Genomic DNA, 11,441 nt, shown 5'->3' on the forward strand with positions numbered 1-11,441 from the left:
GCTGTGGCTGCGGGGCAGGGCTGGAGCGAAAGCCGAACTGCTGGAGCCAGCCGTCGAACGCCCGGCTTACCTTGCTTTTCTTGCTCTTCTTCGCGGCCTTCTGCGACGCTTTGCGGCCGGCCGGCGAACGGCGGCCCTGCCTTGCGCCAGTGCGGTCGAATTCGTTGTCATCCTCGAAGGCGCGTTGCAGCCGCTGCAATTCGAGGATTAGGGCGTCGCCCTGCGGGCCGACGTGACGGCTCGGAGGCGGCGTGAAATCGTCGTCATCGAACGGCCTGAGGTCGTTGACGTGCTTCATGATCAGGCATTCTCCGCAGCGGGAGCGGCACGGCGGACCGGCCGCGTGGCCGGCGCCGGCGCTGCCCGAATCTGCTGCTGCTGCGGCGCAGCCCTGGCAACAGCTGGCGCCGCGTTGGTGGCGACCGGTGCTGCTCTGGTGACGGCGGGCGGGACTTTTCCGACCGCGGGCGCGGCCTGGCCGGGCTTGCCGCCGGACACGCGCGCGAAGATCTCCTGACAGGAGCCGAACGCGATCGCCTTGCCCTCATAGAGCACCATGGCCATGTCGAGCGCGGCCAGCGCGCTCGGCCGGTGTGAGATCACGATCACGATGCTCTTCATCTGCCGCATGATCTGGATCGCGCGGCTCAGCGCGTTCTCGCCATCCGCGTCCAGGTTGGCATTCGGCTCGTCGAGCACGATCAGGAAGGGATCGCCGAACACGGCGCGGGCAAGCCCGATGCGCTGCCGCTGACCTGCGGAGAGCGACATGCCGCCTTGGCCGATCCGCGTGGCATAGCCCTCGGGGAGACGCAGGATGATGTCATGGACGCCGGCGATCCGCGCCGCCTTCAGGATCGCTTCCGAGTCCGCATTGCGGTCGAAACGGCAGATGTTCTCTGCCACCGTGCCGTCGATCAACGCGACGTCCTGCGGCAGGTAGCCGATGTGGCGGCCGAGATCCGTGTTGCTCCATTGGTCGAGCGCTGCGCCATCGAGCCGGACCACGCCGTGCTGCGCCGGCCAGATCCCGACCAGCGCTTTGGAGAGCGACGTCTTGCCCGAGGCGCTGGCACCGAGCAAAGCGAGGCCCGTCCCGGCTTTGATCGTGAACGAGATGTTGGACACGATCGGGCGCTCGTTGCCGGGCGCGCCGACGGCCAGCTCCTGCACCACCAGTTCACGGGACGGCCGCGGCAGCGACACCGCCGGGACCGGCGGCTTGGCGGTGGCCTTGCAAGTCTCGCGCAGGCGGACGATGCCCTGGCGCGCCGCGACCAGCTGCTTCCAGGTGCCGAGCGCAACCTCGACCGGTGCGAGCGCACGGCCCATCAGGATCGACGATGCCATCATGACGCCGCCCGAGGCCTGCTCGGACACCACGAGCGCGGCGCCGATGCCGAGCATCCCGGACTGCAGGATGAAGCGCAGCACCTTCGCCGCCGAGCCGAGGTTGGCGTACACGTCGGAGGCGCGGATGTTGTCCTTCAGGTAGCGCTCGTTGACCTCGGTCCAGCGCGCGGCGAATCGGTCGGTCATGCCGAGCGCATGCAGCACTTCGGCATTGCGCTGGGTGGCGTCGGCCAGCACCTGGCGTGCCGCACTCGTGTCCGATGCGGATTTGGCGGCGCGACGCGACAGCCGTTCCGTCATCAGCGTCATCGAGATGATGGCGGCCGTGCCGGCGACCGCGGTCAAGCCGATCAGCGGATGAAACAGAAACAGGCCGATCAGGAAGATCGGGATCCACGGCATGTCGAGGAAAGCGGTCGGACCCATGCTCGACATGAAGGCACGCAGCTGGTCGAGATCGCGCAGCGGCTGCTGCATCAGCATCGGCCGGGTGCCGCGCAGCGGCAGCATCGCCAGCGCATGATGGATCGGCTCCTGCAGGCTTGCATCGAACACGGTGGCGACCCGGCACAGCATGCGCGCGCGCAGCGCGTCGAAATAGCCCTGCATGACATAGGCGAGCAGAATCATCAGCGACAGGCCGGCCAACGTCGCCAGGTTGCGGCTCGGGATGACCCGGTCATAGACCTGCATCATATAGACCGAGCCCGAGAGCATCAGGATGTTGATGGCGCCGCTGAAGATGCCGATGCCGGCGATTCGGCGCGCAGCCTGCCGCAAGCCCCGCGTCACCGGATCGTCTCCATTGCCGAGAAAGTCTGCAAGGCCAGCGGCAACTGTCGTCCGCGGATGATCTTGGGCGACACTCATGTCGTTGCGCCTCCTCAGCGGCCGGTTGTCGTGATTGAACACCTCTCTTGACGGCTGATGCCGACGAATTTCCGGCGACAATTGGACGCTGGCCAAATTCCGCAAAAAACTTGAGACGGCCACAAACATCATCTCCCGCGTGCGGACACGCAGTGCAAAAAATTATTCCGAGCCTTTCGCAAAATTGTGGCTGCGCAAATTTTCATTGAAGATGCTGATACTTAGTCGCCGCGCTGCGCGCAGCATCGTTACATTTGTCACAGATTAGTCCGGCTATCACCTTGCTTCAGTGCGCATTGGTCGCGGTGCGGGCCGATTGACGCCACGAAGCCCCATAAATCTCTCTGCAGCGCAACGGCTGCGCCGCTCAATCTCAAGTTCTCGATGACAGAGGACAGTAGCAGGGACGATCAATGGCGACAGGATATGCATCCGCACGCAGGGATCTCGACATCATGATCGAGATACCACCCGGAATGTGCAGGGCTAATTCTCGCTGACGCCGATCAAGGTGGGTGATCGCGCTTTCGTCATCTGCTCCGTCGTACGAGCAGCGGAGTGATTGCGGAGCTTAAGGCCGGTCATGCGTACCGGCACGAGACGGTGGGGTGATGAGCCGTCCAACGCGTCGCGACGGCATCGGTCGCGGCGTCGGAGAGGTATTCTCGATTGCCGTGAAAGGCATCTGGGGGAATGACAAGTTGCGTACCAAGACCAACATCTGGCGGATGATCGCGCGGCCCGATGCATGCTTAGATCAGAACCGCCGCTGCGCGCGCTCATGCATATCAGCCGATCACTCCAACATCGTCGTGCGCCGGTTCGGTGCCATTGACCGCATGCTCTGCGAAGCGGAGGTGCGTGCGTGAGAATTCGTCGGACCGACTATGGAACGATCATCCTGCACTGGCTGCTGGCCGGCGCCACAATCGTTGCCTTCATTACTGGCTTGCGGATCGCGACGGAAGCGCCCGATCACGAATGGCTCAATAAGATCGACTGGGTGTTGCCGCGGGCCCACGTCTGGACCTGGCACATGCCGGCGGCGATCGTGCTGGTCGGCGTCGCCGTGGCCTACACGATCTATGTGATGCGCTCCGGATTGAGCCGGCGCGTGGCGATGGACAAGATCAGGCTGCGCGGCCTGTTCGGTCGGCCGCAGGCCCGCAAAGGATCGATCAGCATCCTCCTGCACTGGTTGTTGTTTCTCGCGATGCTTGCCCTGATCGTGAGCGGCGGGCTGCTGTTCTTCGGCGTCGAGTCCGGGCATCTCACGATGCAGATCCATTGGTACGCGACCTGGATCGTGCCGGTGTTCATCCTCTTGCATGTGTTGACGCACTACAGCATCGGCGGCACGTCGCAGCTGTTTCGCGTGATCAGGCCGTCGGCATTGCCGCCGCCGCCGCCGAAGCTCGACGCGGTCGAGTTGCTCACCATGCTGGTCGCGCAGACCGAGCGGTTGGAGGAGAGCGAGGTGCCGGTGCGGGCGGCGCCGCCATCCGCGCCCACGGCAAGCCCGGCCATGAAGCGGCCTGACGGCATCCGCACGCGCGGCGAGCCACAGGGATCCGGCGGCGGTCGGCGTGGCCCGGGCAAAACCAATTCACGACGTCGCAATGCGACCTTCCAGTCCAATCCGTTCGTCGTCGCCATCGCGGTCGCGATCACGGCAGGATCGGCGGTCGTCGCTGCGGACTATTTTGCAGAAGATTCGCTGACGATCCATCGCATCGCCTCGGCCGACACGCCGACGCTGGATGGCGACACGTCCGATCACATCTGGCGCACGGTTGCACCGCACGAGGTCATGACCAATCAGGGTGGCAATTTTGATGGCACCGGCGAATCGCGCGTCGAAATCCGCGCGGTGCATGACGGCACCTGGGCGTATTTCCTGTTCACCTGGGATGATCCGACCCGCTCGCTGAAGCAGCTGCCGATGGTGAAGAAGGCCGACGGCTGGTACCTGCTGCATAATGGCTACGAGGTCGGCGACGAGCACGACTACAACGAGGACAAGTTCTCGGTGCTGTTCACCACGCTCGACGTCACGCTCGCCGGCGACCGCACCTTCCATGCGAGCCCGCGGCCGATGTCCGACAAGCCGGCGACGATGTCCGGCCGCGGCATCCACTACACGCCCGGGACGGACGTCTATGCCGACGTCTGGCAGTGGAAGGCGACCAACGGCGGCCCGACCGGCTGGCTCGACGACGACCACTTCGGTCCGCCGGCGGAGCCGACGCCGGAGCAGGTGAGTAACACCGTGCCCTACCGGGGCGGCTTCGCGCCTGATCCCGGCAATGCCAACTATAAGGACAACTTCGTGCTCGACACCGAGGCGATGAAGCTCGGCAATCGCGGCGTGCGACCGCTGCGGCTGCCGAAGGATGTGGCGGCGATGACGGCTGCTATGGGCGATATCAGTCTCGATCCCAACATGGGCGAGAGCGAAAACGCGCGCTGGTTCCTGATGGAGGCCGATTCGGTGCCGTATTCGGCGGAGGCGGATGCCCGCATTCCGGTCGGCACGGTGCTGCCCGGTGTCGTACTCTCCGGCGACTATTCGGGCGACCGCGCGGATGTGCGTTGCGCGGCGCGCTGGGCATCCGGGCGTTGGGCGTTGGAGGTCGCGCGCAAGCTCGATACCGGCAGCAAATACGATATTCCGCTGAAGAGCGGGGTCTACATGCGCGTGTCAGCGTTCGATCACAGCCAGATCCGGCATACAAGGCACGTCCGGCCAATCCGACTTGAGGTGGAATGATGGCGAAGATTTGCAAGGTCACCTTGAACAAGGAAACCTTTTACGCCAACTGCGGCGATCTCCTGCTCGACAGTGCGATCACCAATGGCGTCGAATTACCTCATGATTGCCGCAGCGGCATCTGCGGCTCGTGCAAGGTGCGTGTCGTCGACGGCAAGCTGTTCGGCGGTACCGAAGGCGACATGGCGCATGCCTGCCAGGCGCGTGTCGTCTCCGATCTGAAGATCGTGATCGAGCCGACGCCGGAGACAGTGACGATGCAGGCCGAGGTCGGTGACCTCGTGCGCTTGGCGCCCGACGTGGTCGGCGTCTCGCTCGATCTGCCACAGCCGCTGAAATATTTCCCCGGCCAGTACATCAAGGTGCAATTTCGCGGCTTCCCCGCGCGCTGCTACAGCCCGACCTATCCGATGGTCGGCGCACCGGACGATCACCTGCTCTACCTGCACATCCGCAAGCTCAAGGACGGGCTGGTGTCCTCAGCACTCGGACGCGATATCAAGCCCGGCCACAAGGTCAAGGTGATCGGGCCGCTCGGCACTGCCTTCTTTCGGCCCAAGCATCGCGGACGCACCGTGCTGGTCGCGAGCGGCACCGGCTTTGCGCCGATGTGGTCGATCGCGGTGGCCGCCATCACCGAGAACCCAAAGCGCGAGATGGTGTTCATCGTCACCGCACGCAGCCTGCAGTCGTTCTACATGCATCAGGCGCTGTGTCGGCTGGCGCTGTTCCCGAACGTCAAGATCATTCCTATCGTATCCGAGCCGCAGAACGTATCGCCGGCAATCCGCAGCGGGCGGCCGACCGAGCACCTGCCGGAACTGACGCCGGATGACGTGGTCTATACCTGCGGCGCACCTGCGATGACCGACGCCGTGGCGAAGATTGCGCGCGCCGCCGGTGCGCGTTGCCATTGCGATCCGTTCGTATCATCGGGGCAGCCGTCGGAGCAGGGCGGCAATCTGATGGGACGCCTGGCCGACTGGCTCGACAGCCAGCGCGGCCGGCCGGCCATGCTGCAGCCGGCCGAAGCGCGGATGACCGCGTAATCCGCGCGGCCGCATGTGATGCGGCCGCTACACGGGTCTTCAGGATGCGACGAAGGCGAGTAGGGTGCCGGTGGCGGACGCCGGCGGCACGACGATATTGGCACCGCTGCGCGTGCCTGCCGGTCCCAGCGCCTTCTCGGTCGCCGCAAGGTCGTGCGAGGCGATGACGAGGCCGATCCCGCCGCGCTCCGCCAGACCATCGAGCGACACGCCGGGATAACGGCCGGCGAGTTGGTCCCGGGTCAGGAACACGAAACCGGCGCGGTCGCCGCCGGACGTCACGGTGACGGCGCCATCGGGTTCACGCTGTCCTTCGCGGTCGATCATGCGGGTGAGATGGGCCGCGTCCTGCGCTGGCTCAGGCGTCACGATCAGCGCCTGCCTGAGACGCGCGGCGGCGTTGGCGTGTCGCATCAGTTCGGGAATCCACACCGTCTCGCGGGTCTTGTGCTGGCAGGCGAAGATTCGCAGGCCCCCCGGCGCTTCCGTGACGGGCCATTGGAAGACGCGAAACTTGGCTGCCGACAGGCTGCCGTCCGGCATCGTTACCGGACGTTCGAAATCGGTCGGGCCGATCGGCTCGAAGCCGCGCGCGCGGATCTCCTCGGCACCGGCAGCGGAATCGATCGCTGTGAAGGCGATGCGCTCGATGCCTTCGCCACGCTTGGCGAGGAAAGCACGGGTCGGTGCATTGTGGTCGGTCTCCGCCAGCACGCCGAGCAGTTCGATGTAATCCGGATCGAGCATGATGGTGTAATTGCCGGAACCCATTTTCGCGCTGTGAGTGCCGCGCGGGGACAGCGTGAAGCCGAGCCGCTTCCAGGTCTCGGCCGCCGCATCGAGCTCCTTCACCACGACCACGGCGTGATCAATACCGATGACATTCTTCAGGGCCACGCGTTTGTCTCCTTGCACCGAACTTGGCATATTAGCGGCCGGACTATGCCCAATCGATCCATGCCTCGCAACCGCCGCGGCCATGCCGATGGCGCAAGGCGAGAATGATCTCCCGCAGAGATCGCACGGATAAGAAAGTTCTGATGCAGATGGCAACGACGACAAGCAATATTCCAGGCAACGTTCAATGGCCGCAATCGTTGTGGGCCGCGCAGACGCCGCCGGGGCCTGATTGTCCCACTCTCGAGGGCAGCGCACATGCCGATGTCGTGGTGATCGGCGCCGGCTTTACCGGGCTGTCGACGGCGCTGCATCTTCGCGAGGCGGGCGTCGACGTCGCGATCGTGGAGGCGATCGAGCCGGGCTGGGGCGCCTCGGGCCGCAACAACGGCCAGGTGATTCCGACCTTGTCGCGTCCTGATCCCGACGACATCGTCGCGCGTCACGGTGCCGCGGGCGAACGCTTTGTCGCGGTGCTGCGCGACAGTGCCGCAGCCTTGTTCGACACGGTCAGGCGCTACGGCATCGAGGCCGAGCAGGAGCAGGCGGGCTGGGTGCAGCCGGTGCATTCGCCGGGACGCATCAAGATTGCCGAGCGGCGCTTCAAGCAGTGGTCGACATTCGGTGCTGATGTGGAGCTGCTGTCGCGCGAGCAGGTCAGGGATATGCTGGGCTCCAACGCCTGGTATGGCGGCTTCTGGAACAAGACGGGCGGCCACATCAATCCACTGGCGCTGGCGCGCGGCCTTGCGCGCACGGTGCTCGGCCTCGGCGCGCGCATCTATGCGCGCTCGCCGGTGATCGATTTCGAGCGCCGCGGCGATCGCTGGGTGGTGCGAACAGAAAAAGGTGAGCTTTCGGCTCGCGCGCTGGTGCTGGCGAGCAATGCCTATAGCGGCGAGTTCTCCAAGGCGCTCGCACCCGACATCGCGCATGAGGTGATGCCGGTGCTGTCGTGGCAGATGGCGACGCAGCCGCTATCGGACAACGTGCGTAAATCCATCATCCCGGCGCGCCAGGCGATGTCGGATACCCATGGCGAGCTCTATTTCGCCCGCTACGACGCGCGCAATCGTCTGGTCACGGGCGGTGCGGTGATCGGTCCCGGCAACAAGGCGGAGCGGCTGAAGGCGCGCGTCGCCGAGCGGCTGCAGCGATTATGGCCGCAGATCGGCGAGGTCAGCTTCGACTACGTCTGGAACGGCTATGTCGGTATGACCACGGACTACATGCCGCGCATCCACAAGCTTGGGCCCGATGCCTATGGTTGGACCGGCTGCAACGGCCGCGCCGTCGCGCTGACCATGCCGCTCGGTGCTGAGCTCGCAAAGGCCGTGCGCGGGGTCCCGGAGAACGAGCTGGCGCTGCCATTCTCCGAGCCCGTCACGATTCCGGCGCACGCGTTGCTGCGCAAGCTCGCGCCGCTGATGCTGTTGCTCTATCGCCAGCGCGACGCGCGGGAGGTATCATAACTTTCTGTCGTCGCCCGCGAAGGCGGGTGATCCAGTATTCCATCGCTCGTGATGTTCATATGACAGGCTGCGGCCTACTGGATGCCCCGGTCAAGCCGGGGCATGACGGCGTTTTTTATCAAGGCGACGTAACGGAACCGCGCGCCCTTGCGAACTCGCCGCCGGGAATGGCGTCGATGAGCGCGCGCGTATAGGGGTGTTGCGGCCGGCCGAACACCTCATGGGTCAAGCCATGCTCGACCACAGCGCCGTCCTGCATGACGGCAACGAGATCGCAGATCTGCGCCGCCACGCGCAGATCATGGGTGATGAAGACGATCGAGAGCCCGAGCCGTTCGCGCAGGCCCGTGAGCAGCTTTAGCACCTGCGCCTGCACAGAGACGTCGAGCGCGGAGACGGGTTCGTCGGCCACGAGCACCGCTGGCTTCAGCGCCAGCGCTCGCGCAAGGCCGATGCGCTGACGCTGCCCGCCTGAGAACTCATGCGGGAAGCGGTCACCGGCCGACGGATCGAGGCCGACCAGCGAAAACAGTTCTCTCGCCTCGGCCAGCGCCTGCGCGCGGGGCGTGCCATGCACGATCGGTCCCTGCGCAACGAGATCTGCCGCCTTGCGGCGCGGATTGAGCGAAGCGAACGGATCCTGGAACACCATCTGCATGCACCGCGTCTGCCGGCGCATCTCCGTGCGCGACAGCTTGGTCCAATCTTGTCCCTCGAGCCGGATCGCACCTGCATCGGGATCGATCAGGCGGATGATGCAGCGGGCGAGCGTCGACTTGCCCGAGCCCGATTCGCCGACAATGCCGAGCGTCGCGCCCCTTGGCAGCGCCAGCGACACGTCCTTCACCGCATGCGTGACGCGCACGCCGCGGCCGAGGAAACCGCCGGTGCGGTAAGTCTTGGTGACCTTGTCCAGCTTCAGAATGATGTCATCGGCAAGCGTGCGCGGCGGCGGCGCTTGCAGCGGCGGTACGGCCGCGATGAGCTGCCTGGTATAGGCATGCCGCGGCTGCCCGAGAACGACCTTGGCCGGTCCTTGCTCGACCACGACGCCATGCTGCATCACCACGACGCGGTCGGCGATCTCCGCGACGACGCCGAAATCATGAGTGATGAACAGCACGGCCGTCCCGCGCCGCGTTTGCAGCTCGCGGATCAGCTTGAGGATCTGCGCTTGCGTGGTGACATCGAGCGCGGTGGTCGGCTCGTCGGCGACCAAAACCTTTGGATCGAGCGCGAGCGCCATCGCGATCATGGCGCGCTGACGCTGGCCGCCTGACAGCTCATGCGGATAGGCCCTCGCTGCGGCCTTCGGATCGGGAATGTGCACGTCTGACAGCAGCGCCTGCACGCGCGCCTTGATCTCGGCCTTGGAGAACTTGGTATGGATCTCCAGCATCTCGCCGATTTGGTCGCCGATCGTGCGCAGCGGATTGAGCGCGGTCATCGGCTCCTGGAAGATCATCGCGATCTCGGCGCCGCGGACTTTGCGCATCTCGGCCGGCGACATTATGCAGAGATCGCGGTCCTCAAACAGGATGCGGCCGCCCTCGATCGTCACGCTCTCGGGCAGCAGCCGCATGATGGCGTTGGCCAGCATCGATTTGCCGGAGCCGGATTCGCCGACGATGCAGAGGATCTCGTTTGCCGCGATCGACAGCGATACCTTGCTCAGCGCGTTGGCACGGTCGGCGCCCTTCGGCAGGCGCACGCTGAGGCCTTCGACGGCGAGGAGGGGATCGGCACTCATCGCTGCTTCAGCCTCGGATTGAGGGCGTCGTTGAGACCCTGGCCGACCAGCGACACCGCGAGCACCGTCAGCAGGATTGCAACGCCGGGGATGGCCGAGACGTACCATTGCACGCGCAGCACGTCGCGCCCGAGGCCGATGAGGTTGCCCCAGGAGGCGACATTGGCATCGGACAGGCGCAGGAAGGCGAGCGCGCTTTCCAGCAGGATCGCGACCGCCATCACCACGCTGGCATAGACGATGATCGGCGGCAGCGCGTTGGGGAGGATCTCGCCGAGGATCAGCTGCGTGTCACGCATGCCGAGGATCCGGCCCGCCTGGACGAATTCGCGATTGCGGAGCGACAGGAATTCGGCGCGTGTCAGCCGTGCCGGCGCCGGCCACGACACGATGCCCACCGCCACGATCACCGTGGTCAATGTCGAGCCGAACACCGCGACCAGCACCAGCAGCAGCACGAAGTTCGGCAAGGTCTGGAACGCCTCGGTGATACGCATCAGGATGTTGTCGATCCAGCCGCCATAATAACCGGCGATGGCGCCGACCAGCACGCCGATCGCCACCGCGATCAGCGTGGCGACGCCGCCGATCAAGAGCGAAATCCGGGCGCCGTAGAAGATCTGGGCGGCGATATCGCGCCCCGAATTGTCGGTGCCGAGTGGAAAGCGCGGATTGGCGAACGGCCACAGCAGCGGCCGGCCGGCCAGCGCCAGGGGATCGCGCGGATAGAGCGTGCTGGCGCTCAGCGCCATCGCGATCACGACCAGCAGCAGGAACAGGCCGATCACCGCGGCTGGACTACGGAAGTAGCGCTTCACGGTATCCACTGTCAGCTCTCCGCCGTGATGCGCGGGTCGAGCCGCGCATAGAGCAGATCGGTGATGAAATTGACAGATATCACCAGCAGCGCGGAGACGAAGACGATGCCGAGCAGTGTGTTGAGGTCGCGCTGCACTACGGATTCATAGGCGAGCCGGCCAAGACCTGGGAGCGAGAATACGGTTTCGACCACGACCGAGCCGCCCAGCATGGTGCCGGCCTGCAGCCCGATCAAGGTCACCATCGGCAGCAGCGCGTTGCGCAGCACATGCCGCGTCACGATGCGGGTCTCGTCCAGCCCCTTGGCGCGCGCGGTGCGGACGAAGTCCAGGTTGAGCACCTCCAGCATCGAGGCGCGCATGATGCGCAGATAAATCGCGAGAAAGATCAATCCGAGCGTCAGCGTCGGCAGCACCAGATGGCTCGCGATATCGAGCACGCGCCAGATGCCGGTCCTGACC

The 11,441-nt window shown here is 65.3% G+C and carries 9 protein-coding genes and 1 pseudogene; 4 read left to right on the top strand and 6 right to left on the bottom strand.

Features of this window, described 5'->3' with window-relative positions; all coding sequences use genetic code 11:
* Both WA702_RS22560 and WA702_RS22565 read right to left on the bottom strand, forming a co-directional pair.
* Positions 1–298: pseudogene (locus tag WA702_RS22560) on the bottom strand (HlyD family type I secretion periplasmic adaptor subunit); the annotation flags it as partial.
* 2 nt (positions 299–300) lie between these two features.
* On the bottom strand, positions 301–2,223 hold the full coding sequence (locus WA702_RS22565; protein WP_425112767.1) for a type I secretion system permease/ATPase: 1,923 nt from the start codon (positions 2,221–2,223) through the stop codon (positions 301–303).
* 674 nt (positions 2,224–2,897) lie between these two features.
* On the opposite strand from WA702_RS22565, the gene WA702_RS22570 reads away from it, so the two are divergent.
* Genes WA702_RS22570 through WA702_RS22580 form a run of 3 tightly spaced genes read left to right on the top strand, consistent with a single transcriptional unit; the run spans position 2,898 to position 6,042 of the window.
* Entirely contained in the window at positions 2,898–3,092 is a 195-nt protein-coding gene (locus WA702_RS22570; protein WP_425112768.1) for a hypothetical protein, read from the top strand.
* Complete coding sequence (locus WA702_RS22575) at positions 3,089–4,993, top strand: ethylbenzene dehydrogenase-related protein (RefSeq protein ID WP_425112769.1); 1,905 nt, start codon at positions 3,089–3,091, stop codon at positions 4,991–4,993. The genes WA702_RS22570 and WA702_RS22575 overlap by 4 nt, the downstream gene beginning before the upstream one ends.
* A complete protein-coding gene (locus WA702_RS22580; protein WP_425112771.1) occupies positions 4,993–6,042 on the top strand; it encodes a 2Fe-2S iron-sulfur cluster-binding protein in 1,050 nt (349 codons plus the stop codon). The genes WA702_RS22575 and WA702_RS22580 overlap by 1 nt, the downstream gene beginning before the upstream one ends.
* A 39-nt stretch (positions 6,043–6,081) precedes the next feature.
* On the opposite strand, the gene WA702_RS22585 is transcribed toward WA702_RS22580, so the two are convergent.
* Entirely contained in the window at positions 6,082–6,939 is an 858-nt protein-coding gene (locus WA702_RS22585; protein WP_425112772.1) for a VOC family protein, read from the bottom strand.
* Between the two features lie 143 nt (positions 6,940–7,082).
* Here WA702_RS22585 and WA702_RS22590 point away from each other — a divergent pair, with 143 nt between their 5' ends.
* Complete coding sequence (locus WA702_RS22590) at positions 7,083–8,411, top strand: FAD-binding oxidoreductase (protein ID WP_425112774.1); 1,329 nt, start codon at positions 7,083–7,085, stop codon at positions 8,409–8,411.
* A 118-nt stretch (positions 8,412–8,529) separates the two neighbouring features.
* On the opposite strand, the gene WA702_RS22595 is transcribed toward WA702_RS22590, so the two are convergent.
* From WA702_RS22595 to WA702_RS22605, 3 genes are all read right to left on the bottom strand, one after another.
* The gene (locus WA702_RS22595; protein ID WP_425112775.1) at positions 8,530–10,161 is read right to left on the bottom strand and encodes an ABC transporter ATP-binding protein; all 1,632 of its coding nucleotides are present in this window, start codon (positions 10,159–10,161) and stop codon (positions 8,530–8,532) included.
* Entirely contained in the window at positions 10,158–10,988 is an 831-nt protein-coding gene (locus WA702_RS22600) for an ABC transporter permease (RefSeq protein ID WP_425112776.1), read from the bottom strand. Before WA702_RS22600 ends, WA702_RS22595 begins: the two co-directional genes overlap by 4 nt.
* 2 nt (positions 10,989–10,990) lie before the next feature.
* A partial coding sequence (locus tag WA702_RS22605; protein ID WP_425112777.1) for an ABC transporter permease occupies positions 10,991–11,441 on the bottom strand: 451 nt, incomplete at its 5' end.

The organism is Bradyrhizobium sp., from assembly GCF_049798375.1.
In the GTDB taxonomy this organism is placed as follows: domain Bacteria; phylum Pseudomonadota; class Alphaproteobacteria; order Rhizobiales; family Xanthobacteraceae; genus Bradyrhizobium.

Bases quoted from the DNA above. Each gene is read 5' to 3' on its own strand.
- WA702_RS22565 (WP_425112767.1), bottom strand. From the start codon at position 2,223: ATGAGTGTCGCCCAAGATCATCCGCGGACGACAGTTGCCGCTGGCCTT.
- WA702_RS22580 (WP_425112771.1), top strand. From the start codon at position 4,993: ATGGCGAAGATTTGCAAGGTCACCTTGAACAAGGAAACCTTTTACGCC.
- WA702_RS22590 (WP_425112774.1), top strand. From the start codon at position 7,083: ATGCAGATGGCAACGACGACAAGCAATATTCCAGGCAACGTTCAATGG.
- WA702_RS22595 (WP_425112775.1), bottom strand. From the start codon at position 10,161: ATGAGTGCCGATCCCCTCCTCGCCGTCGAAGGCCTCAGCGTGCGCCTG.